The sequence below is a fragment of the Blastococcus goldschmidtiae genome (assembly GCF_031845325.1).
Classification (GTDB): Bacteria; Actinomycetota; Actinomycetes; order Mycobacteriales; family Geodermatophilaceae; genus Blastococcus; species Blastococcus goldschmidtiae.
On the sequence record NZ_JAVREI010000001.1, the window covers coordinates 1 to 22971 of the forward strand.

The 22971-nt window shown below is 74.2% G+C and carries 23 protein-coding genes; 11 read left to right on the top strand and 12 right to left on the bottom strand.

The window, feature by feature from the left end:
- Window positions 1–272 precede the first annotated feature (272 nt).
- Together RM425_RS00005 and RM425_RS00010 are read right to left on the bottom strand one after the other, a co-directional pair.
- Window positions 273–902, bottom strand: a complete 630-nt coding sequence (locus RM425_RS00005) for an alpha-ketoglutarate-dependent dioxygenase AlkB (RefSeq protein ID WP_311343128.1) — start codon at window positions 900–902, stop codon at window positions 273–275.
- A gap of 112 nt (window positions 903–1014) precedes the next feature.
- On the bottom strand, window positions 1015–3243 hold the full coding sequence (locus RM425_RS00010) for a RecQ family ATP-dependent DNA helicase (protein WP_311343129.1): 2229 nt from the start codon (window positions 3241–3243) through the stop codon (window positions 1015–1017).
- Window positions 3244–3265: 22 nt separating this feature from the next.
- Between RM425_RS00010 and RM425_RS00015 the strand changes: the two genes are divergently transcribed.
- Entirely contained in the window at window positions 3266–4156 is an 891-nt protein-coding gene (locus RM425_RS00015; protein WP_311343130.1) for a PHP domain-containing protein, read from the top strand.
- 15 nt (window positions 4157–4171) lie between these two features.
- Here RM425_RS00015 and RM425_RS00020 read toward each other — a convergent pair whose 3' ends face one another.
- Window positions 4172–5773: a signal peptidase I gene (locus tag RM425_RS00020; RefSeq protein WP_311343131.1), complete on the bottom strand. Its 1602-nt coding sequence runs from the start codon at window positions 5771–5773 to the stop codon at window positions 4172–4174.
- 66 nt (window positions 5774–5839) lie between these two features.
- On the bottom strand, window positions 5840–6223 hold the full coding sequence (locus RM425_RS00025; protein WP_311343132.1) for a hypothetical protein: 384 nt from the start codon (window positions 6221–6223) through the stop codon (window positions 5840–5842).
- Window positions 6224–6586: 363 nt separating this feature from the next.
- Between RM425_RS00025 and RM425_RS00030 the strand changes: the two genes are divergently transcribed.
- Window positions 6587–7645: a PP2C family protein-serine/threonine phosphatase gene (locus RM425_RS00030; protein WP_311343133.1), complete on the top strand. Its 1059-nt coding sequence runs from the start codon at window positions 6587–6589 to the stop codon at window positions 7643–7645.
- Between the two features lies 1 nt (window position 7646).
- Here the strand turns inward: RM425_RS00030 and RM425_RS00035 are convergent, their stop codons facing one another.
- Together RM425_RS00035 and rpsD are read right to left on the bottom strand one after the other, a co-directional pair.
- Window positions 7647–8249, bottom strand: coding sequence for a hypothetical protein (locus RM425_RS00035; RefSeq protein WP_311343134.1), 603 nt, complete (start codon window positions 8247–8249; stop codon window positions 7647–7649).
- Between the two features lie 44 nt (window positions 8250–8293).
- A complete protein-coding gene (gene rpsD / locus RM425_RS00040; RefSeq protein ID WP_311343135.1) occupies window positions 8294–8896 on the bottom strand; it encodes a 30S ribosomal protein S4 in 603 nt (200 codons plus the stop codon).
- Between the two features lie 63 nt (window positions 8897–8959).
- Between rpsD and RM425_RS00045 the strand changes: the two genes are divergently transcribed.
- From RM425_RS00045 to RM425_RS00075, 7 genes are all read left to right on the top strand, one after another.
- On the top strand, window positions 8960–9751 hold the full coding sequence (locus tag RM425_RS00045) for a DUF2470 domain-containing protein (protein WP_311343136.1): 792 nt from the start codon (window positions 8960–8962) through the stop codon (window positions 9749–9751).
- A gap of 83 nt (window positions 9752–9834) precedes the next feature.
- Window positions 9835–10554: a DUF998 domain-containing protein gene (locus RM425_RS00050; RefSeq protein WP_311343137.1), complete on the top strand. Its 720-nt coding sequence runs from the start codon at window positions 9835–9837 to the stop codon at window positions 10552–10554.
- A 111-nt stretch (window positions 10555–10665) separates the two neighbouring features.
- Window positions 10666–12171 (top strand): uracil-xanthine permease family protein, encoded by a 1506-nt coding sequence (locus RM425_RS00055; RefSeq protein WP_311343138.1) that lies wholly within the window; start codon window positions 10666–10668, stop codon window positions 12169–12171.
- A 217-nt stretch (window positions 12172–12388) separates the two neighbouring features.
- Window positions 12389–12826: a MarR family winged helix-turn-helix transcriptional regulator gene (locus RM425_RS00060; protein ID WP_311343139.1), complete on the top strand. Its 438-nt coding sequence runs from the start codon at window positions 12389–12391 to the stop codon at window positions 12824–12826.
- Entirely contained in the window at window positions 12823–13461 is a 639-nt protein-coding gene (locus tag RM425_RS00065) for a hypothetical protein (RefSeq protein ID WP_311343140.1), read from the top strand. Before RM425_RS00060 ends, RM425_RS00065 begins: the two co-directional genes overlap by 4 nt.
- Before the next feature lie 117 nt (window positions 13462–13578).
- Window positions 13579–13698 carry a LuxR C-terminal-related transcriptional regulator gene (locus RM425_RS00070; protein WP_311344012.1) on the top strand — a complete coding sequence of 40 codons (120 nt, stop codon included), beginning with the start codon at window positions 13579–13581 and terminating at the stop codon, window positions 13696–13698.
- 131 nt (window positions 13699–13829) lie between these two features.
- A complete protein-coding gene (locus RM425_RS00075; protein WP_311343141.1) occupies window positions 13830–14678 on the top strand; it encodes a hypothetical protein in 849 nt (282 codons plus the stop codon).
- Between the two features lie 64 nt (window positions 14679–14742).
- Here RM425_RS00075 and RM425_RS00080 read toward each other — a convergent pair whose 3' ends face one another.
- On the bottom strand, window positions 14743–15822 hold the full coding sequence (locus RM425_RS00080; protein WP_311343142.1) for an alkene reductase: 1080 nt from the start codon (window positions 15820–15822) through the stop codon (window positions 14743–14745).
- Window positions 15823–15899: 77 nt separating this feature from the next.
- Here RM425_RS00080 and RM425_RS00085 point away from each other — a divergent pair, with 77 nt between their 5' ends.
- The gene (locus RM425_RS00085; protein WP_311343143.1) at window positions 15900–17108 is read left to right on the top strand and encodes an alpha/beta fold hydrolase; all 1209 of its coding nucleotides are present in this window, start codon (window positions 15900–15902) and stop codon (window positions 17106–17108) included.
- A 91-nt stretch (window positions 17109–17199) separates the two neighbouring features.
- On the opposite strand, the gene RM425_RS00090 is transcribed toward RM425_RS00085, so the two are convergent.
- Window positions 17200–17970, bottom strand: coding sequence for a thioesterase family protein (locus RM425_RS00090; protein WP_311343144.1), 771 nt, complete (start codon window positions 17968–17970; stop codon window positions 17200–17202).
- Entirely contained in the window at window positions 17967–19487 is a 1521-nt protein-coding gene (locus RM425_RS00095) for a DHA2 family efflux MFS transporter permease subunit (RefSeq protein WP_311343145.1), read from the bottom strand. Before RM425_RS00095 ends, RM425_RS00090 begins: the two co-directional genes overlap by 4 nt.
- 86 nt (window positions 19488–19573) lie before the next feature.
- Here RM425_RS00095 and RM425_RS00100 point away from each other — a divergent pair, with 86 nt between their 5' ends.
- Entirely contained in the window at window positions 19574–20029 is a 456-nt protein-coding gene (locus RM425_RS00100; protein WP_311343146.1) for a winged helix-turn-helix transcriptional regulator, read from the top strand.
- A gap of 244 nt (window positions 20030–20273) precedes the next feature.
- Here the strand turns inward: RM425_RS00100 and RM425_RS00105 are convergent, their stop codons facing one another.
- Genes RM425_RS00105 through RM425_RS00115 form a run of 3 tightly spaced genes read right to left on the bottom strand, consistent with a single transcriptional unit; the run spans window position 20274 to window position 22913 of the window.
- Window positions 20274–21203, bottom strand: coding sequence for an oxidoreductase (locus tag RM425_RS00105; protein WP_311343147.1), 930 nt, complete (start codon window positions 21201–21203; stop codon window positions 20274–20276).
- 19 nt (window positions 21204–21222) lie between these two features.
- Window positions 21223–21777 carry a hypothetical protein gene (locus tag RM425_RS00110; RefSeq protein ID WP_311343148.1) on the bottom strand — a complete coding sequence of 185 codons (555 nt, stop codon included), beginning with the start codon at window positions 21775–21777 and terminating at the stop codon, window positions 21223–21225.
- Entirely contained in the window at window positions 21777–22913 is a 1137-nt protein-coding gene (locus RM425_RS00115) for a serine hydrolase domain-containing protein (RefSeq protein WP_311343149.1), read from the bottom strand. The genes RM425_RS00110 and RM425_RS00115 overlap by 1 nt, the downstream gene beginning before the upstream one ends.
- Window positions 22914–22971: the final 58 nt, after the last annotated feature.

Genomic DNA, 22971 nt, shown 5'->3' on the forward strand with positions numbered 1-22971 from the left:
GCGGACGCGCAGACACTCGACCCTCACGGGCTCCGCACCTGGCTGGATGTCCAACACTACGCCGGTTTCCGTTGCCCCCGCCAGCGGCGGGTCCCGGTCCGGCGGCCCCTCAGGGCCGCGCGGCGCATGGAGAACGTTACACGACATCCAGGGGCCTCTGCAGGGGGGTCCCGTGAGGGGGTCCGCAGCCGTCGATCCAGGGGACAGAACCCGCGGATCGCCTGGGTTTCACGCGGTGCGGAGGAGTGTCACCCCGCGGTTCGACGGTGGGTTCAGGCCACACCGCGGGGGCGGAACTGCACGCTCACCCTCGGCCCGACCGGCTTGCTGGTCTTGGGGATGCAGTGCTCCCAGGTGCGCTGGCACGAGCCACCCATGACCACGAGGTCGCCGTGGCCCACAGGGAAGCGCAGGCTCGGCCCGCCGGCGACCGGGCGCAGCAGGAGCGGGCGCGGGGAGCCGAACGAGACGATGGCGACCATCGTGTCGCCGGACCGTCCGCGGCCCAGGCGGTCGCCGTGCCAGGCCACGCTGTCCCGGCCGTCGCGGTACAGGCACATGCCCGCGCTCACGAACGGCCCGCCCAGCTCGGGCCCGTAGCGGGTGTTCAGGGCCGCACGCGCCTCGGTCAGCAGCGGGTGCGGCAGCGTCTCGTTCCCGCCGTACCAGCGCAGCAGCCGCGGGACCGCCACCTCACGGTCGTACATCTGGCGCCGGTCCTCCCGCCAGCCGATGTCCCCGAGCAGCACCTCGAGCACCTCGTCGGATCCGGACACCCAGCCGGGCAGGTGGTCCACCCAGGCGCCGGCGCTCAGCACGTGCCGCTGCACGCGGCCGGCCAGCGGGGTCAGGGTGGCCTCCTCGGCCACGTCCCACATCGAGGGCTGATGGGCGAGCGTCATGACCCGGACGCTACTCCGACTTTTCGCACATGTGTGCGAAAAGCTGTGGACACGGCCCCTGTGCAGGGTCCGCGCCGAGCGTGCGAGGCGTGGGGGGCAGCGGGGTCCTTCTTCAGGCGGTGAGCGCGAGGGCGAAGGGAAGCACGGCCGGGGCACCTGCCCGCCGCAGCTCGCGACCGGCCACCGTCATCGTCCAGCGTGAGTCGGCGAGGTCGTCGACCAGCAGGACCGGTCCGGCCAGCGACGCCAGCCGCTCGCGGAGCTCCGGGCCCACGACGATGCGGTCCCACACCCCCGCCAGCCGGAAGGCGCTGTTCCCACCGGGCTGGCCGGTCGGTCCGCCGTGTGCCAGCGACATCTCTCCCAGGTAGTCCAGCCGCCCCATGCGGGCCAGCCCCTGGGCCACGCCGGTCACCAGACGGGGACGGCGGCGCGAGGGGACAGCCACGACGGCGACCGGCCGCTGCGACCAGTCCCAGGCGGCCAGCACCCGCGCGCACGCGCGGAGGAGCTCGTCGTCCGGTGGGAGGTCGGAGATCGAGCGCTGCACCGGCACGTCGAACGCGGCGTCGGGGTCCTCCTCGATGCCGGGCGCCTCGAGGTCCACGACACCGCCCACCCCGTCGTCACCGAGCAGGGAGCGCAGCCGCTGACCCCAGCCGAGGTCGGTGAGCCGGGCGACGGCGCGACCGGGCTCGAGCTGGTCGCCGGCGGCGATCTTGCCCTTCACGTCGACGCCGAGCCGATCGGCACCCGTCGGCCACTGCGCGCGCGGAGCGAGCTCCACGCCGGGACGGTCCAGCGCCGCCGAGGCTGCCTGCGCGGCGGCCTCGGGGACGTCGGTGGAGTACCAGGGCCCGGCGCAGACGTCGCACCGCCCGCAGGGCGCAGCCGTCGGGTCGTCGAGCGCGGACTGCAGGAAGGCCATCCGGCACTCGGCCTCGTCGACCGGCTTGGCGTAGGCGATCATCGCTCGCTGCTCGGCCTCCCGGGTGCGGGTCACCCGCCCGTACCGCTCGGCGTCGTAGACCCAGGGGCGTCCCGTGGAGCGCCAGCCGCCCTGCACCCGCTCGACCGCGCCGTCGACCGCCAGGACCTTGAGCAGCAGTTCCAGCCGCGAGCGGCGCACGTCGGCGACCGTCTCCAGCCGGGCCACCGACCAGGCCTTGCCGTCGGCCATGGCGGTGAGCACCGCGGCCGCATGGTCCTCGCGCGGCATGGAGGAGGTGGCGAACCACTGCCAGATCGCGATGTCCTCGGGGCCGGGGAGGAGCAGCACGTCGGCGTGCTCGACGGCACGGCCGGCACGGCCCACCTGCTGGTAGTAGCTCACCGGCGACGACGGGGCCCCGAGGTGGACCACGAAGCCGAGGTCGGGCTTGTCGAAGCCCATTCCGAGCGCGGAGGTGGCCACGAGGGCCTTGACGCGGTTCTCCCGCAGCGCTTCCTCGGCGTCCTTGCGGTCGGCGTCGTCCAGCCGGCCGGTGTAGGCGCGCACCTCGTGCCCGGCGTCCCGGAGCAGGGCGGCGGTCTCCTCCGCCGCGGCGACGGTGAGCGCGTAGACGATGCCGCTGCCCGGGAGGTCCCCGATGCGCGCGGCCAGCCAGGCCAGCCGGGCGCGGTCCGACGGCAGCCGCAGCACGCCCAGCCGGAGGGAGTCGCGGGACAGCGGGCCCCGGACGGTCGTCACCTCGACGCCGCCGGCGCCCAGCTGCTCCGCGACGTCCTCCACCACGCGCTCGTTGGCGGTGGCGGTCGTCGCGAGCACCGGCGTCCCGGCCGGCAGCGTGCCCAGCAGGTCGCGGATGCGGCGGTAGTCGGGCCGGAAGTCGTGGCCCCAGTCGGAGACGCAGTGCGCCTCGTCGACGACCACCAGGCCGCACCGGGCGACCAGGCCGGGCAGCTGCTCCTCGCGGAACCGCGGGTTGGTCAGCCGCTCGGGCGAGACGAGCAGGACGTCGACGTCGTCGGCCGCGAGGCGGGCGGCGATGTCGTCCCACTCGGTCATGTTGGCGCTGGAGATCTCGACCGCGCGGATGCCGGCGCGGGCCGCGGCCGCCACCTGGTCGCGCATCAGCGCCAGCAGGGGGCTCACCAGCAAGGTGGGGCCCTTGCCTCGGCGGCGCAGCAGCGCGGTGGAGACGAAGTAGACGGCGGACTTGCCCCAGCCGGTGCGCTGCACGACCAGCGCCCGCTGGGAGCGCTCGACCAGCGCCGAGACCGCGGCGTCCTGCCCCTCGCGGAAGACGGCGTCCGGCCGGCCGGTGAGCTCGCGGAGCACGGCCAGCGCCTCGGCGTGCACGGAGCTGGCGACCTCGGACGACGGCGCGGCGGTGGTCATGCCCCGACAGTAGGCACCGCCGGTGACAGCACCGGCCAGCGCGCAGGACCGGTGGACGACGGTGGAGAATCCACAGGCGATGGCACACGAGGGGCAGCGACCGCCGGACAACCACGTCCACACGCACTGGTCCTGGGACACCGCCGACTCCTCGACGATGCGCCGGGCCTGCGAGAAGGCCGTCCAGCTCGGGCTCCCGGCGATCGCCTTCACCGAGCACCTGGATTTCACCGTCTGGGATCCCGACGACCGGGCGACCGACGAGGGCCTGGTCGAACGGCACGCGTCCCGGCACGCGGAGATCGACGTCGAGGGCTACTTCGCCGAGCTGGAGGACGTGCGGGGCCGGTTCCCGGAGCTGCGCATCCTGTCCGGAGTCGAGACCGGCGAGCCGCACCTGTTCGGCAGCAGCGTGGCCGCCTACCTGCGGGACGCCCCGGTCGACCGCATCCTCGGCTCGCTGCACTCGCTGGCCAAGGGCGGCCGGCTGTACGGCGTCGGTCATCTGCTGTGGGACGACGCGGACGGCACCATGCGCCGCTACCTCGGCGAGCTGGTGGACATGATCGAGAGCAGCGCGGTCTTCCAGGTGCTGGCGCACGCGGACTTCCCGCGTCGCTACTGGCCCGGCGGCACGCACCGGTACGTCGAGAAGGACTACGAGGAGGAGTACCGGGCCGTGTTCCGCGCACTGGCCCGCTCCGGCCGGGCACTGGAGATCAACACGACCAGCCCGCTGGCCTCGGCCGACCAGATGCGCTGGTTCCACGAGGAGGGCGGTGAGGCGGTCAGCTTCGGCAGCGATGCGCACACGCCGTCCGCGGTCGGGCAGAAGTTCGACCTCGCCGTCGACGTCGTGAAGGCGGCGGGATTCCGTCCCGGCCGGGACCGCTTCGACTTCTGGCGCCGCTGACCGCGGCCGTCGCGCTCAGGCGACGCGCGGCAGCGGCGCGGTGACCGGGGCCAGAGTGACCCGCGGCGGCGGGGGCGGCGGCGTCCGGGTGACCGCGGTGTCGGGGAAGACGAAGCGGTAGGTGGTCTCGTTGTCCTGGACGGCGAAGGTCTGCCCGTCGGGACCGGCGTGGTGCAGCAGCAGTCCGTCCATCCGCTCCGCGACGCGCCGCAGCGCCTGGGCGTCGGAGACGTCGACGACGCTGCGCCCGGGGGTGAGCCCGGCGACCGGGAGGATGCGCGCGGCGTTGCGGACGGCGAACTCGTCGGCCGCGTCCCCCGACCGCGGGCGGCCGATCCCACCTGCGACGGCCCCTACCAGCACGGCGGCGACGAGGACGACGACCGCGGCCACCCGGGCGACGTCGATGGGCAGGTCCACGCCGAGCACGGTGAACGACCGGGTCACCTGCTCGTCGACGGACACGGGGACGGAGGTGGTGGGCGCGAAGACGGCCTCGGCGACCGGCGGGCGCAGCGCGACGGCGTCCATGGTGAAGGTGAGCGGCTCCAGCCCGGCCGCGGTGAAGGGCCGGCCCCCGAGGGTGCCGGTCACGTCGACGACGGGGGTGACCACGATGGTGGCCGACCCCGCGCTCCCGCCGATCTCCGCGTTGTGCCGGCCGACCAGCGCGGCGGCGAGGTCCGGGTCCAGGTCGGCCGTGGCGGTGGCCGTCCCGTCCTCCACCGGAACGGCGGCGCTGCTGCCGACGGGAGCGCTCCAGCCGTCGGCGGTCGCCACCGCCAGGTCCAGCCGCAGCGTGCCGGTGACCTCGTCGAGCCCGGGAGCGTCCACGGTGTGCTGGAGGGAGACGGTGAGCGCGTCGGCGAGCCTGGTGTAGATCGGGTCGCCGGTCGAGATGGCACCGGTCGGGTACGTCGTCCCGGCTTCGGCGACGCCGGCGTAGCCGTACCGGCCCTCCTGCGTGACCGGCTGCGTGCGGGTCTCGGTCTCGGTCTCGGGCATCGCGAGCAGCACGGCGCCGCCGACGGCGGCGAGGATCGCGACGGCGCCCGAGGCGATCGCGATCTGCCGGGCCTGGGCACGCGTGGGCATGGAGAAGGTCGTGGGCAGCGGTGCGGCGGCCGAGGCACGCGGACCGGCGGCGTGCCGGCCCGTCGGCCGGCCGCGCCGGCTGGTGCCGAACAGCCCGAACACGACGGCGAAGATGAGCGCGAGCGACCAGGGCGAGGCGACCGCGGCCAGCGCCCTGCCGCCCTGCGGCACCTGGCGGAACAGCTTGCCGAGCAGCTCGTCGGTGGTCGGGCGGTCCTCGTCGAGCCAGTCGTTGTTGTCTCCCTGCAGCACGAACCGGTCACCCTCGACGGCGACGATCCGGTGCATGACGACGGTGTTCAGCGACTCCGAGTGATAGGCCACCACGTCGCCGACCTCGTAGGAGCCGGCGGGCCGGAGCACCGCGAGGTCGCCGGTGGAGAAGCCCGGCTCCATGCTCACGCCGTGCGTCGTGACGTAGGTCGTGGCGCCGCCGAGCTGCGTCGGCCAGAACAACCAGGCAGCCGCCAGCACCAGCGCGGCGATCACGCTGATGCTGGCGGCTCTGGTGGCGGCGTTCATGGTCGCTTCCGGCTCGGGCGCGCAGGACGGCCGCTCGGCCGCCCGCGACGCTCGGGGCGAGTGGGGTTACTGGGCCACCGTGAGACCGATGCCCTGGAAGGCGGTGATTTCCCGCCCCGGCGTGGGGCAGTTGATCGGCGTGGCGGTCGTGAAGGCGCCGACCGTGCACGTGATCGGGCTGCCCACGGCGGTGCCGTCGGCGAGCTGCAGCTGCAGGATGGCCTGCATGCCCGACACGTTCTCGGTCGCGAGGAAGTCGATGGAGTCGAGGACGGACGAGTCCGTCGCGTTCACGTTGTAGTCGATGTCCGTGACGGTCGCCCCGGTCACGGTGGCCTCGTCGTAGCCGGCCACGCTGTTGTTGACCGAGTTGCTCGCGGTGAAGGCGGAGGTGGCGATACCGGCTGCGGCGACCGCGGCGCCGGCGAGCAGAACGCGCGACATGCGCATGGGAGGAGTTTCCGTTCTCTCGGTGGCCCAGACCCGCCGGAGGCTCGAAGCCCGTCCGCGATGGCTGCGCCGTCATCCTTGACGGAGCAGCTTTCGGCAGCAGCGGGGCGTTGTTGACTCCTGTCACAGAAGAATCTGGAGTTGCTCCACGTCGATACGGCGAAGGCGACGACCGCCCGCCGTCGCACCGGTGTTCCGGCTCCCGCTGCCGCACCGCACGGCCGCCACGGGGCCCGGCCGCACCGCTCCTCTCCTCCCGCACCGGACTCGTCCTCTACGGTTCGCGCGCAGGGCCCAGCAGCGGCCCGGGGCCGCGTCGGACGGGAGCGATCATTGGGCAGGCTGGCCCGCATCCAACGAGCGTTGCCGTTCGCCGTCCTGACGATCGTCGCGCTCATCGACATCCTCATGGGCCGCGACCGCGCCATCCTCACCCTGGTCGTCATCGCGCCGCTCGTCGCCGCCACCGCCCTGGGCCGGCGGGCGACCCTGGCGTACGGGGCGCTGGCCGTCGTCGTCGCCGCACTTCTCGGCATCTACGACCAGCTGTACACCGGCAACCAGTTCGCGGCGCAGCTGATCCGGCTGGCCGGCATCGCGGCGGGCACGGCCGCCGCCGTCGTCGCGAGCACCCTGCGACTGCGCCGGGAGGCGGAGATGGCCCGCCTCGGCCAGGAGGCCGCGGCCGCGCGTGCGGTGCTCGAGACCGCCGAGACGCTGCAGCGGCACCTGCTCGGCGACCCGCCGTCCCTCCCCGGGCTGCAGTCCGCGGTCCGCTACGTCCCGGCCGGCCGGCACGCACAGGTGGGCGGCGACTGGTACGACGGCTTCGGCGTCCCGGACGGCGGGACGGTGCTGGTCATCGGGGACGTCGCCGGCCACGACGGGAAGGCCGCGGCGACCATGGCGGAGGTGCGGGGCATGCTCCGCGCCATCGCCCAGACCAGCTCCGGGTCGCCCGCGGCCGTGCTCACCGGGCTGGACCGGGTGCTCACCACCCGGCGCCGCCCGACGCTGATCACCGTGGTCGTCGCGGCCGTGGACGGCGGGGACGGGACGGCGACGCTGCGGTGGTCGAACGCCGGCCACCCTGCACCGATCCTGGTCCGCCGCGACGGCAGCACCGAGCTGCTGGCCCGGGCACCGGAGCTGCTGCTCGGCATCGATCCGGCGGCCCCACGGCTCGATCACCAGTTGAGCCTGCGCCCCGGCGACACCGTGTTCTTCTACACCGACGGACTGGTCGAGCGGCGCGGCTCCACGCTCGACGAGGGCACCGACTGGCTGATCGCAGAGCTCGAGCGGCGAGGGCGCCAGCCGCTCGACGAGCTCTGCGACGGGCTGCTCACCGAGCTGGGCGGGCGCACGGACGACGACGTCGCCGTCCTGGCCGTCCGGGTTCCGGTCGACCTCCGTCGCTGACCTAGCGCGCGAACCAGCTGTCCGACGGCACGTCGGGCGGGAGGGGCGGCTCGAGCGGCGGGTCCTGCCGCGGCTCGTAGGGCCACAGCTCGGTCGCCGCCTCCCCGGCCCGGCGGATGGCCGCGCCGTCGAGCTCGACCGCTGTCTCCGCCAGGCCGAGCTCCGGGCAGCGGGCGATGACGCGCAACGGCCCGTCGGGCGGCAGCGGGCTCAGCCACCATTCCTGGTCCACCGAAGCCTCCCCGCCGCTGCCGGCGCCCGGGTGGAACACGAGGTCGCCCGCGCTCCCGTGCAGTCCCAGGCTGCTGGCCCGCCGGCCGTCGGCGAACTCCACGCCGAGGAGGAAGCGCGGCCCGGACCGGTGCCCCCAGAAGAGGTCGTTCAGCCGGCTCTCGCCCTCCGGGCCCGCGACTCCCCGAGCGCGCGCGGCCAGCAGGAAGGCGACCCCGGTCGTGTAGGCCTGCAGCCCCACGAGCGCGACGGCCACCTCCGGCGTCCGGGCGAGCAGCCGGTTGACCGGCAGCGCCGTCGGCAGCTCGTTCTCCGGTCTGTTCATCCGTCGCTCGACGTCGGGGTCCCCGTCCCCGAAGGCGTGGGTCCACATGGGCGCAGAGCCTGTCGGCTGCACGACCGCGCGGCAAGGGGGGATCAGCGGGAGTAGTACTCCACGACCAGCTGCTCCTCGCAGATCACCGGGACCTCGTCGCGGGCCGGCGTCCGCTCGTACCGCGCGACCAGGTCGGCCAGGCTCACCGCGAGGTACGTCGGCGGCTCGGCGTGCGCGCCGGACGCGGCGACGACGAACGGCTCCTTGGACCGGGACTTCTCGGCGACCTGCACGAAATCGCCGGGCTTCAGGCGGTAGGAGGGGCGGTCGACGCGCGTGCCGTTGACCAGCACGTGCTGGTGGGTGACGAACTGGCGCGCCTGGTAGATCGTGCGGGCGAAGCCGGCGCGCAGGACGGTGGCGTCCAGGCGTGACTCGAGGTCCTGGATCAGCGCCTCGCCGGTCTTGCCTCCCGAGCGCCTGGCGCGGTCGAACGCCGCCCGCAGCTGGCTCTCGCTGACGTCGTACTGCGCCCGCAGCCGCTGCTTCTCCTTGAGCCGGGTCGAGTAGTCGCTGTCCTTGCGGCGCTTCCGGCCGTGCTCACCGGGCGGGTACGGCCGGCGCTCGAAGTAGGCGACCGCCTTGGGGGTGAGCGCGATGCCGAGCGCACGGCTGATCCGGATCTTGGGGCGAGGTGTGTTCACGGGAACCTCCATCTTTGGTTAGGCTCACCTTACTAGTCCGACGGAGAGCTTCGAGGTGGTCCCATGACGAGTGGTCGCAGGCCGAGCCGGCTCGGTGCCGGCACCCCGGCTCCGGTCACCGCTCCCGCGGCAGCGGGCGGCCAGCCGTCGCCGGCCGAGCGGGCCCGCACGGTGGCTGCGCGTCCCTCGGCGGCGCTGCACGTCCTCGGCACGGGGACGACCCCCGCGCTGGCAGCGGCGACGACGGCCGACGGCCGCACGCTCGTCGTCGTCCCGAACTCCGGACCGCTGCTGCCCGCGCTGGCCGGCTCCCCGGTCGGTGATCTCCCGGCCCGGCTGACCGTGACCGACCGGGCGCCCGCACTGCCGCGCCAGCCGGTCCGGGCCCTCGTGGAGCTCGCCGGCTGGCTGACGCCGCTGCCCCCCGCCGAGGTGCCGGCCGCCGTGCTGGCGTTCGCCGACGCGTGCCCGTGCGACGCCCTGTTCGACGTCGGGCTCACCGCCACGCTGCTGGAGCTCGACATCGCCGACGTCGTCCTCCACGAGGCGCAGGCGGTCGAGCACGTCGAGCCGGAGGACTTCGTCGCCGCGGCGCCCGACCCGGTCACCCTGGCCGAGGCCGACCTGCTGACCGCGGACGCCGACGCGCTGGCCCGGCTGCGCGTGCGGGTGCAGGCCTGGGCCGGGCGGCGGGACGACGTCCGCCTGCTCGGGCTGGACCGGTTCGGCGTGCGGTACCGGGTCGAGTCACCGAGGGGTGGCTACGACGTGCGGGTGGCGTTCCCGGAGCCGCTGACCCGGAGCGAGGAGTTCGCCGGCGCCGTCAGCGGCCTGCTCAGCTGCGCCCTCGACTGAGACTTCGCTCCGGACGACCGATGACTTCTCGGGGACCCGTCGGTCCAGGAACCGACGAGTACAGCCGAGCGAGAGGTGGGGTCATGACCGTGGAAGCAGGTCCGGTGGCGGGCACGCGGACGCTCGAGGCGGAGTGCTGGGACCGACCGGCGGTCATCACCCGCTCACTGCTGGGCTACGGGCCACTGGCGGGCGCGGTGTACCTGCTGGCCGGCGCGGTCCAGGGCCACGCCCGGGACGGTTTCGGGTTCACCCGGCACAGCCTCAGCCTGCTCAGCAACGGGCCGTGGGGCTGGATCCACGTGACGACGTTGGTCGTGACGGGGCTGATGACGGGAGCCGCGGCCCTCGGGGTGCACCGGGCGCTCCGCGGCGGACCCGGTGCGACCGCCGCAGGCGCGCTGCTCGGCGGCTACGGCGCAGCGCTGGTCCTGAGCGGGATCTTCGTGGCCGACCCCATGGACGGCTTCCCCCTCGGCACGCCCGACGGCCCGCCCGCGGAGGCGACGCTGGGCGGAATCCTGCACCTGGTGTCGGGCGGGGTGGGCTTCGCGTGCCTGATCGCGGCCACCGTCGTGCTGGCCCGCCGGTTCGCTGCGGAGTCGCGGCACACCTGGGCGGGGGCCTCGGTGCTCACCGGCGCGGTCGTGCTGGCCGGCTTCGCCGGGGTGGCCAGCGGGTCGACGTCGCCGGTCGCCGTGCTGGGGCTGTGGGCCGGCGTCGTCGTCGGCTGGGCGTGGCTCGCGGCGGTGTCGGTGCACCTGTACCGGCGCACCCCGCACCCGGCGCGCCCCCGCGACTGATCGTCCACCGAGTCGGCGGCGCCCCTGACCGGGTGCGCCGCCGGGCGGTGGGACGATGCGCGTCGCCCGCCGCCGGTTGCGCGGGCGTGCGTGCGGGTCGAGGAGGCACCGATGGCGTTCGGCTGGAAGCTCTACGGCGACGGGAAGACCCCGCCGCTGGGCGAGGCGGTGGCCCCGGACGAGCGGCTCTCCTGGCCGCGCACCGCCGGGATCGGCGCGCAGCACGTCGTCGCCATGTTCGGGGCGACGTTCGTCTTCCCGCTGCTCATGGGCCTGGACGCCAACCTGGCGATCATGATGAGCGGGATCGCCACGATCCTGTTCCTGCTCGTCGTGCAGGGAAAGGTGCCCAGCTACCTGGGCAGCTCCGCCTCGTTCGTCGGCGGCGTCGTCGCCGTGCGGGCCGCGGGTGGCTCGGACGCCGACGTCCTCGGTGCACTGCTGGTCTCCGGCGTCGTCCTCGCGCTGGCCGGCCTGGTCATCCACCTGGTAGGCGTGCGCGTGGTCAACCGCGTGCTGCCCCCGGCGGTGACCGGCGCCGTGGTCATGCTCATCGGGTTCAACCTCGCGCCGGTGGCGACGGCGACCTACTGGCTGCAGGACCAGTGGGTGGCGCTGGCGACCATGACGTTCGTCATCGTGGCCTCGCTGCTGCTGCGCGGGTTCCTGGCCCGCATCTCGATCCTGCTGGGGCTGGTCTTCGGCTACCTGCTCTCGATCCTGCTCGACGTCACCGCGGGGCCGCTCACCTCGGCGCTCCCCGGGCAGAACCTGCGCGGCGCCGCCGGGGAGGCGTGCGACAGCGAGGGCCCCTACTGCCTGGCGACACCGTTCGCCCACGACCGGGTCAGCTTCGGCGCCGTCGGCGACGCCCCCTGGTTCGGACTGCCGGAGTTCACGGCGCCGTCGTTCTCGGCCAACTTCGCACTGCTGGTACTGCCCGCGGTCATCGCGCTGGTCGCGGAGAACGCCGGGCACGTCAAGGCGGTGGCCGAGATGACCCGCCGCGACCTCGACCCGATGATCGGCCGGACGATCTTCGCCGACGGCGTGGCCACCGTGGTCGCCACCTCGGTCGGCGGCGCCCCGACGACCACGTACGCGGAGAACATCGGCGTGATGGCCGCGACCCGCGTGTACTCGACGGCCGCGTACTACGTGGCGGCCGTCGTGGCGATCGTGCTGGGCCTGGTGCCCAAGTTCGGGGCGCTGATCAACGCGATCCCCGGTGGCGTGCTCGGCGGGATCACCGTCGTGCTCTACGGGATGATCGGGCTGCTCGGCGCGAAGATCTGGAAGGAGAACCGCGTCGACTTCGCCAACCCGATCAACCTGGTGCCGCTGGCCGCCGGGATCGTCATCGCCGTCGGCAACTCGGGCAACGACGCGCCGCTGCTGCAGATCACCGACGACTTCTCCCTGGGCGGGATCGCGCTCGGGACGATCGTCGCGGTGGTCGGGTGGCACGTCGCGCGGGCGCTGGCGCCGGCGGAGATGAAAGCGTCGCTGCTGCGCGAGGGGCCCCATCCCGCGGCCGGATCGACCTTCGGGCACGTGCACGGTGAGGAGCTCGGCGCAGGTCAGGGCACCGGGGACGCCGACCGCACGACGGCCTGAGGCGCCATCGGGTTGTCCGCTATCGAATCGAGACGCAGCCGGGGTGCGTCTCGGAACGCGGCCTGCGGATATAGCAGGAGCGCATGGCGCAGCTCATCGAGACGGCCGGCTGACGCCCGGTACGACCGCACCGGGCCCGCCTGCACCCGCGGGCGGGCCCGGTGTCCGTTGGCTCTCAAGGTCGGGTATGACATACATCGTGTAGTACGTTCACGATATGCCCGACGACATCGACGTCTTCGACCGGCTGCTGGAGATCGCGCTGCTGATCCAGGCCGACATGGCGCGCGAGCTCGAACCGGCCGGGCTCACCGCTGCCCGGACCCATCTGCTCTGGGTCGCCCACTCCTCCGGGCCGTCGACGCAGCAGGCGCTGGCCCACGCCCTCCAGGTCAGCCCCCGCAACGTGACCGGGCTGGTCGACGCGCTGGAGGCCCGCGGCTTCGTCCGCCGCTCACCGCACCCCACCGATCGGCGCGCCACCCTGGTGTCGCTCACCGAGCAGGGCACGCAGGCCGTGACGGAGATGGAGGAGGGCCGCCGCCGCATCGCGGCGCACGTGGTCTCGGACTTCGACGTCGACCGGCTCCAACACTTCCGTGCCGACCTGGACGCCGTGACGGCGCGCCTGCACGAGCTCATGGACCCGTCGTGACGGCACCGGTGCCCGTTTCCCGGACGACCGGCGAGTGGGCGGCCTACCTGGCCCGGCGCGCCGTCCAGATGGAGATCGGGGTCTGGCAGAGCCTCTCCCGCTTCGTCCTCCGGCGCCCGCGCGTGCCGGCGGGCGCTGCGGGGTTCAGCTACCACCGCGCAGTGCTGGCCGTACACATCACCATCACCGCCGTCTCGGTGCTCGAGCTGGTGGTCGTGGACGTGCTCGTCCAGCGCTGGCCCTACGTCCGCGCCCCTCTACTGGTGGTCGGCGTCTGGGGCGTCGCCTGGATGCTCGGGATGCTCGCCGCGATGGTCACCCGACCGCACGCGGTGGGGCCGGACGGCATCCGCGCCCGCTACGCGACCGACGTGGACCTCGCGCTGCCGTGGGACGCCGTGGACGCCGTGGTGCGGCGAACCCGGATCCGGGAGGACAAGGCGCCGCGGCTCGCACCCGGTGACGACGTCCTGAACCTCTGGATGCAGGACCGGACGAACGTCGACATCGACCTGGACGTGCCCGTGCACGTCCGGCTGCCCGAGGGTTCGGCGACGGTGCGGCGGATCAGCCTCTTCGCCGACGACCCGACGGCGTTCCTGGCCGCGGTGCGCGCGCAGGTGCCGGCCGCCTGAGCGTCAGCGGCGGCGGGACGCCCACCCCTGCTCGCGGAGGCGCTCGAAGCCGTCCAACAGCAGGTCGAGGGCGAACCCCCAGCAGGTCCGAGGACAGCAGGCCGGTCCCAGCGCCGGCTGTTCGTCAGCGAGGCGACCGTCAAGACCTACGTCTCCCGGCTGCTCACCAAGCTGCACCTCACCAAACGCACCCAGGCCGCGATCCTCGCCCACGAGGCGGGGCTGCTGGAGGGCTGAACGGGCGCGCCGGCCTTGCGACCGGCGCGCGCCGACCCGACGATTCGGGCACGGGGACGGGGGCGGTCATGAGGTGGTTGGAGCAGGTCGCGACCGGGCAGACGCCTGGGCCGGATCCGGCGGTCGCCGCCGTGAAGACGTACCGGTACCTGCGCCTGGCGATGGTCGCCATGGTGCTCGGCCTGGCTGTCGCCGTGGTCCACGAGGTGCTCCGGGTCGACGGCAACTGCTGGCAGACCTCGCTGAGCGGCTACTACTACACCCCGGTCCAGAACCTCTTCGTCGGCGCGCTGATCGCCATCGGCGTCTGCCTGGTGTCGCTCAAGGGGAACACCGACTCCGAGGACGTGCTGCTGAACTTCGCCGGCATGTGCGCACCGTTCGTGGCCCTGGTGCCCATCCACGACCCGAGCGCGTGCGGGGTCGTGACCGACGACCTCAACCGGGACCTCAACATCGCCAACAACGTGGTCGCGCTGCTCGCCGTCATCGGCGCCGCCCTGGCCGCGCTCGCGGTGCTCTGGTGGCACAACCGCCGGACGCCGAACGGTGAACCCGCCCCCACCCGGATCGAGATCCTGGGCTACGCGGAGTCGGTCCTGCTGTTCGGCGCGGCGGTCGCCGTCTTCCGGCTGCAGCCGGAGTGGTTCGACCGGTACGGCCACCCGGTGGCGGCCATCGCGATGTTCGTCTTCGTCTTCGCCAACGTCGTCGTCAACGCGGTGAACATCTACTACGAGCGCAGGGGCACCGACGCACCCGTCCGGCGGCTCAACCGCTACACCTGGATCGCGCTGGCGATGGTCGCCTCCGTCGTCGGCAGCGTGCTGCTCGGGGCGGCCGGCGTCCAGCACTGGCTGCTGCTCATCGAGGCAAGCCTGATCGGCTGCTTCGCCGTCTTCTGGGGCTTCCAGACCTGGGAGCTGTGGGACCAGGGGCTGCGCAAGGAGCCGGGCGCGACCTCGATCAGCACGCGCTGAGGGTCGTCCGCATCTCGATCGGGGCGACCCTCAGCGTGCGGTGATCATGCGCGTCGAGCCGGGCTCAGCCGGCGTGCTCCAGCGTGGGGTAGTCGGTGTAGCCCTCGGCGCCGGCGGCGTAGAAGAGGTGCGGCTGCGGGTCGTTCTCCGGGTGCTCGCCGGCCCAGCGCTCGACCAGGTCCGGGTTGGCGATGACGGCGCGCCCGACGGCGACGGCCTCGGCGTGCGCGTTCTCGATCAGGCTCACCGCCTCCTCGCGGGTGGTGACCGTGCCGAAGCCGCTGTTGGCCACGAGCGGGCCACCGAAGCGCCGGCGCAGCTCCTGCACCAGCTCGCCGGCGGGCTCGTTGTGCAGCACCGACAGGTAGGCCAGGCCGAGCGGGCGGAGCTGGTCGAGCAGCGAGCCGTAGGTGAGCAGCACGTCGGCGGCGTCGGTCTCGAACGCGTCCTGGATGTTGTGCTCCGGCGAGATGCGCAGGCCGACCCTGCCCGCGCCGATCGCCTCGGCCACCGCCGTCGCCACCTCGACGACGAAGCGGGCGCGGTTCGCGGGCGTGCCGCCGTAGGAGTCGGTGCGCTCGTTGGACGCCGGGGACAGGAACTCGTGCAGCAGGTAGCCGTTGGCGCCGTGCAGCTCCACGCCGTCCAGCCCGGCGGCGATCGCGTTGCGCGCGGCCTGCACGAAGTCGTCCCGGACGCGGGCGAGCTCGTCGGTCGTCAGCGCGTGCGGCACCGGGTAGGACAGCTTGCCGGCCGGCGTGCGGGCCACGCCCTGGATCGCGATGGCCGACGGCGCCTCGGCCTCCAGCCCGCCGTTGATCTCCGGGTGCGTCACGCGGCCACCGTGCATCAGCTGCAGGACGATGCGGCCGCCGCGCTCGTAGACGGCGTCGGCGACCCGTCCCCAGCCGGCGACCTGCTCGTCGGTGACGATGCCGGGCTGCCCGGGATAGGCCTTCGACTGCGGGTTGGGCCAGGTGCCCTCGGTGATGATCAGCCCGAGGCCCGCGCGCTGCCGGTAGTGCTCGACGACGAGGTCACCGGGCACCCCGGTGGCGCCGGAGCGCAGCCGGGTGAGCGGTGCCATGACGACGCGGTTGGCCAACTGCAGGTCGCCCAGGGCGATCGGGGAGAACAGGTCCACGGATGGACGAAGCCGGGGCGGCACGAGGCGCATTCCGAGGTGCGACCCAGGTCACTTCGAGCCCCTAAGGTGTCGCCGTGACCGACACCGGGATCCGCCGTCCGCTGTACGCCGTCGCCCTCGCGGCCGCCCTGGCACTGACCGCCTGCTCCTCCGATGCGGACGACGACGGCGGCAGCAGCGGCGGCTCGGCGGCGGAGCCGACGGAGGCCGCGGTCGAGGGCACCGATCCGCTCCCGCCCCTGCCCGACGACGTCGCCCTGCCGATCGTCTTCGTGCACGGCTTCGCCGGGTCGGCCCAGCAGATCGAGTCCAACGCGATGCGGTTCGTGGCCAACGGCTACCCCGAGGACCGCATCGTCGCCTACGACCACGACGGCGCCGGCCTGGACATCGAGGCCTACGCCGCCGGCCTGACCGAGGTCGTCGACGAGACCCTGGCCGAGTTCGACGCCGAGCAGGTCTACCTGATCGGGCACTCCCGGGGCACCGGCGTCGCCAACCTCTACCTCGAGGACCCCGCGCAGGCGGCGAAGGTGGCCAAGTACGTCGCCATCGACGGGCGCCCGTGCCCCGAGCCGCAGGTCGTCCCCTGCACCGCGCCGGTCCAGGCGCAGTTCCCCGGCCAGACGCACGTCGAGGTGGCCACGTCGAAGGAGTCCTTCGCCGCGCAGTACGAGTTCCTCGTCGGGGAGGAGCCCGAGGTGGTCGACATCGTGCCGCAGCGCGCGCCCGTCGAGATCTCCGGCCGCGCGGTCAACTTCCCGGCCAACACAGGCCGCGAGGCGACGCTGGACATCTGGGCCATCGACTCCGGTACCGGCGCCCGCACCGGCGACGAGCCGCACGCCACCGTCGAGCTGGGCCCGGACGGCGAGTTCGGCCCCGTGGAGCTCGAGAACGGCGCCCACTACGAGTACGCCCTCAGCTCCGACGCCTCGCCGGTGGTCCACCACCTCTACCTGCAGCCCTACGTCCGCAGCAGCGACTTCGTCCGGCTGCTGTCCTCGGCGCCCGACGGCACGATCGGGCTGCACGTGCACGACGACGTCGCCACCCCCGGCGAGACGACGCTGGCGAAGCTGCCCTACTTCGGCGAGCAGCCCTTCCAGAGCGGCATCGACGTGTTCCTCCCTGCCTCGCCGGACGCCGACGGCACCGTCACCGCCCGGAACCTGCCCCGTGGCGACGCCGGCCGGCCGCAGACCCTCAACGTGCCCAACTGGCCCTCGAGCGGGCACACCGTGAGCCTCGTGTTCGCCGACCGGGCGGTCGACGGGGCCTGACCTCGCGGGCGTCCTCCCTCACCGGAGCGCGTCCTCCCTCACCGTGGGCCGTGAGGGAGGACGCGCCATGATCAGGTCACCTGATCCCGGCTCAGCCCGCGAGCAGCCGCCGCGTCTGTCGGCCGCGCGCCACCAGGGACCCGTCGAGACCGCGCAGCTCGACGTCGTCGACCGCGATGTCGGCGTCGGCCCACACGGTGCGCTGGTCCACCCGCACCCACGCGCCGGTCGGCGGCGGCGGACCGGCCAGGTGGGCGGTCAGCTCGACCGTCGGCATCGGCGCCGGCACGGTGCGCACGGCGAACAGCGACGGCGGTAGGGCATCGAGCAGCACGCCGAGCTGCACCAGCGGGGACAGCTCGCCGCCGCGGACGCGCACCCAGGCGTGCAGCCGCGGCTCGTCGCCACCGCCCATCGGCCGCGAGGCGCCCAGGGCCCGGATCTCCAGGTGCTCGGCGATCGGGACGTAGTCGCGGGGCAGCTCGAACGGCTCGCCGTCCTCGAGCCCCGGCCCGCCGGCCCTCGGGTACTGCTCGGCCACCGGCGCCGCGGACCCGGCGGAGGTGAGCACCTGGGCGACCGCGCGCAGCACGCCGCCCTGCCGCAGCTCGCCCCGCACGCTGCCGGTCCGGCCGGCGCGGTCGGCGGCGGCGGTGACCACGGCATCCACCTCGGGTGCGACCCCGCCCAGCAGGTGCGCGGTGACCGCCCGCGGAGCGGTTCCGGTCAGCTCGGCCGCGGCGGACAGCAGGTGGCCGACGAGCAGCCCGCCCTGCGTGCCGGTGAACGTCCGCCAGGTGGGGTCGAAGACCAGCCGGCGGGGCTCGGCGACCGGTGCCGCGGGGTCGGTGGTGAGGGTCATCGGATGTGCTCCGCTCGGTCGACGGGTGCGGGCAGGGGGGCGGGGACGGACACGGGGGCGGGCACCGGGACGGGGGCGGGCACCACCCGCAGGTCGGCGTGCTGCCCGCGGCCGACGGCGAGGGCGACCACGGCGGCCGCGCCGGCGAGGCAGACGATCAGCAGCCACCCGCGCTCGGCGCCGACGAGCTCTCCCCCGGCGCCGGCGACCGAGGCCAGCAGCAGGGCGACACCGAGCGTCGCGCCGATCTGCCGGGCCGCGCCGAACGTGGCCGTCCCGGTGGCGAGCGCCGGCGGGGGGAGCGACGACGAGGCCGCAGCCGACAGGTTCGTGAGGGTGAGCCCCACGCCGATCCCGGTGAGGATCTGGCCGGGCAGGAAATCGGTGACGAACGCGGGGTCGGAACCGACCTGGAAGAACCAGAACAGCGTGCCGAGCGCGAACAGCGTCATCCCCGTCGCGCCGACCAGCCCGCATCCCACCCGGGCGCCGAGCCGCCCGGCGGGCACGGCGGTCAGGGCGGCCAGCGCGGGGCCGGGGATCAGGGCGAAGCCGGCCTGCGTCGGCGTGAAGCCCCAGCCGCCGGTGAGCCACAGGACGTTGCCCAGCAGCATGCCGGCGAAGCCGGCCATGAAGATCGCCATCGACAGGCTGGCGAGCGTGAAGGAGCGCACCCGGAACAGCGCCAGCGGCAGGACGGGCACGGTGCCCCGCGGGGCACGGGCCGCCCGCAGGCCCACCAGCGCACCCGCGACGACGGCGCCGGTGAACGCGCCCAGGACCACGGCGCTGTCCCAGCCGCGGTCCGGCGCGGCGACCAGCCCGTAGGCCAGCAGGCCGACGGCGAGGACGAGCAGCACGGTGCCCACGACGTCGGGACGGCGGGTCTCGGACTCGTCGCGCGACTCGGGCAGCACGCGCAGGCCGACGACCAGGGCCGCGATGCCGACCGGGATGTTGACCAGGAAGATCCAGCGCCACGACACCTCGACCAGCAGCCCCCCGATGGGCGGGCCGAGGGCGGCGGCCACGCCACCGACGGCGGACCACACGCCGATCGCCTGCGCCCGGCGCGCCGGGGGGAACGCGGCCAGCAGCAGGGCCAGGGACGTCGCCGTCACCATGGCGCCACCGGTCGCCTGCACCACGCGGAAGGCGACCAGGCTGTGCACGTCCCAGGCGAGCGCGCAGCCCAGCGATCCGGCGAGGAACGTGGCCAGGCCGGTGAGGAAGACCCGCCGCCGCCCGATCCGGTCGGCCATCCGGCCGGCCGGCGCCAGCAGTGCGGCGAAGACGATCGTGTAGCCGTTCAGCACCCAGGAGAGGGCGACGGTCGACGCGTCGAACTCGGCACTGAGCGTCGGGAACGCGATGTTGACGATGAGCAGGTCCAGCGCGGAGAGGAAGACCGCCGCCGAGACCACCAGGAGCACCAGGCCCGGCCGGTCGGCCGGCGGCGGTGTGGACGGCGGGGATGCCGGCGACGGCGTGGACGGCTGCTCGGTGCTGGCGCTCATGGCATCCCGCCTCGTCCTCGGTTCGCCTGCCGAACCGACTCTGCCGGACCGTACACGACTTGGTTCGGTATGCGAACCTTGAAAGCATGGCGGATCGATTGGACGAGCTCCCGGGGCGGCGCTGCTCCATCGCGGGCGCGCTGGACGTGGTCGGTGACCGCTGGGCGCTGCTCGTCGTCCGCGAGGTGTCCCTGGGCGCGCACCGGTTCAGCGAGATCCGGCGCGGCACCGGCGCGCCGCGGGAGCAGCTGACCGCGCGCCTGGGCGCCCTGGTCGACGCCGGCGTGCTCGAGCGGCGGCCGTACAGCGACAGCCCGCCGCGCTCGGACTACCACCTGACCCGGGCCGGCCGAGATCTGCTGCCGGTGCTCCAGGCGCTCATGCAGTGGGGCGACCGTTACGTCGCCGACGAGCCGCCGGTCGAGTTCCACCACGCCGGGCACCGGATCTCGGCGTCGTGGGTGTGCGACGTCTGCGGCGAGCCGGTCGGCCGTGGCCTGGAGCGGCACGTGCGCGAGCGGCACGACCCGGCGCCGCGCTGAACCCGCGCCCTCCTGCGGGGAAGGAGGGCCCCATCGGCGCGCCCGGAGGCCGCGTTCCCCGCACGAGGGGCCCGGCCGGGTCGTCGTCATGGGCGCCAGCCTGTCCGGTGCCGCGCCGCACCGGAACCCTCGAAGCGCTGGTCCGCCGTCCACCGACCGGTGGACCGGCGCCCTCCCCACCCGCGGGCGAACCGGGCTCCCGATCACGCCGCTCGGGGCCATGTACCCGCAGGTACGCGCCGGCTCAGGCCGACGGCACCACCAGGGGCACCCCGGTCTCCTGCTCGGAGACCCTCCACAGGACGTCGATCTGCTTCTGGAGGTCGTACCGGCGCAGGATCGGCCGCCGCACCGGCGGGCCGTGCGAGCCGAACCGGGGCGCGTACAGCTCACCGCCGGACGCGGCCGGATCGGCGGCCGCGCGCAGCTGCGGCCGCGCCCCCTCGAGCGGCGTCATGCCCGACCGGGCGGTGAGCGCATGCGCCGCCGCCCCGACCCAGCCGCCACCGCCCTCGCGCACCGTGCGCGCCTGCAGGTCGGTGTTCGACAGCCCCGGGTGCGCGATCAGCGACGCCGCAGTGACCCCGGCCCGCTCGAACTGCAGCTGCAGGCCCAGGCCGAAGTGGTAGTTGGCCATCTTCGCCCGCGCGTAGGAGCCCCACGCCCGGTACCTCCGCGTCATGTGCGGATCGGCCGGGTCCAGCGGTCCGCCCATGAAGCGGGCGGTGCTCGTCACGGTCACCACCCGGGCGGCCGGGGCCCGCAGCAGGGCGGGGAGCAGGTGCGCGGTCAACGCCCAGTGGCCGAGGTGGTCGACGCCGAGCTGCATCTCGAACCCGTCGACGGTGGTCCGCTGCGGCATCGCCATCACGCCGGCGTTGTTGACCAGCAGGTCGACCCGTTCGTGCCGGTCCAGCACGGTCTCCGCCGCCGTCGCCACGACCGCCAGCTCGCCCAGGTCCAGCGGCACGACCTCCAGCGACGCCCCGGGGTACCGCTCGGCGATCCGCGCCACCGCCGCCGTCGTCTTCTGCGGATCACGGGCGGCGAGGACGACGTGCGCGCCCGCTGCCGCCAGCGCCAGCGCCGTCTGGAAGCCCAGTCCGCCGTTGGCGCCGGTGATCACCGCGGTGCGGCCGGTGAGGTCGGGGATGTCCTTCTCGGTCCAGGCCACGGCCCGATCCTCCCGCAGGTCAGCGCAGGCGGCCCGTCGCGCGCAGCTCGGCCGCCGTCAGCACCTCCCAGCGGACGGCGCTGCTGCCGGGACGGACCACCCGCCAGTAGCGGGCGAACCGCCTCCTGCTGGCGTCGTCGGTCGCCGCCACCCGGGTCTGCGAGCTCAGCCGGGTCCCGCCGCCGCCGGGCGTGAGCCGGAAGTCCATCGCGACCGCCACCCAGCCCGGGGCGTCCCAAGCGCGCAGGGCCGCGGCGTCGAGCTCCGGAGCCGGCTCCCCGCCGGTCAGCCGCCAGGGCTGCAGCAGCCCGCCGAACACCACTGACGACGGCGGGTCGGAGGCCAGCAGCGGCACCGGCAGGGCGTCGAGGAACGGCCGGTCGTGCAGCTGCCCGAGCCCCCGGCCGGACAGCACCACCGGCAGGAAGCGTGCGGCCGACAGCGCGAGCGTCACGGGCAACCCCGACAGCCGCACGCCGTGCAGCGCGTCCCACGCGGCAGCCGGCTCCGCCGCGATCCACCGCGACTGCCGGGTGACGTGGTCCGCCCGCGGGACGACCTCGTCGAGCTCCATCAGCCCATCGCGGCGTAGACGGCCCGCACGTAGGCCTCGCTGCGCGGCGAGCCGAGCACCCCGCCGGCCATCCGGTTCATCATGTAGGTGATCGTCAGCCGCCGGTCGAGGTCCATGATCGCCAGCGAGCCACCCCAGCCGCCCCAGAAGAACGTCCGGCCCTCGGGTACGTAGGGCACCGCAGGAGTGCCCAGGCAAAAGCCGGTGCCCCACCGGATCGGCACGCCGAGGACCAGGTCCACCCCGTCGGACTGCTGGTCGAAGACCCGCTCCACCGTCTCCGGCGAGAGCAACCGGACGCCGCCGGCCTCGCCGCCCAGGCTCAGGGTGCGCAGCACGCGCATCACCCCGCGAGCGTTGGAGTGCCCGTTGAGCGCGCCCAGGTCGGCGGCCCGCCACTCCGGCGTGTTCGCCGCCGTGGCCGAGGCCTGGGGCCCGGTGAACGTCTTGGCGGCGACCGACTCCGGGTCCGGCGCGGGGCCGCCCACCTCGGGCCGGGGCGGAACCACGACGGGCGCGATGCGGGAGACCTCGGATTCCCGCGCCCCGATCTGGAAGTCCGCGCCCAGCGGGTCGGCGATCCGGTCGGCGACGAACTTCTTGAACGTGGTGTTCGTGATCCGCCGGACGAGCTCGCCGACCAGGTGCCCCTGGTTGTTGGCGTGGTAGCCCGAGGCCGTGCCCGGGTCCCACCACGGCCGCTGCTGCGCCAGCCGCTCGGTGGCCGAGGTCCAGTCGTACATGTCGCGGATGGTGAACGGCTGCTCCCAGCCCGAGACGCCGGAGGTGTGCGACAGCAGGTGCCGGACCCGCACGTCCTTCTTGCCCTTGGCCGCGAACTCCGGCCAGTAGACGGCCACCGGCGCATCGAGGTCCAGCTCGCCGCGGTCGGCCAGCATCAGCGCGGCCAGCGCCAGGACGCACTTCGTCGTCGACCAGACGTTGACGATCGTGTGCTCGGACCAGGCCTGGGTGCGGGACTCGTCGCGGTACCCGCCCCAGAGGTCGACGACGGTCTCGCCGTCCAGATCGACGGCCACCGAGGCGCCGAGCTCCTCGCCGCCGTCCAGCTGCTCGCTCAGCGCCTCGCGGACACCGGCGAACCTCTCGTCGCACCGGCCGTGGACCTCGGCCATTCCACCCCCCGGTCTAGGGAACGGCGCCCGTGCCGTCCGCTGACCCATCCGACCACGC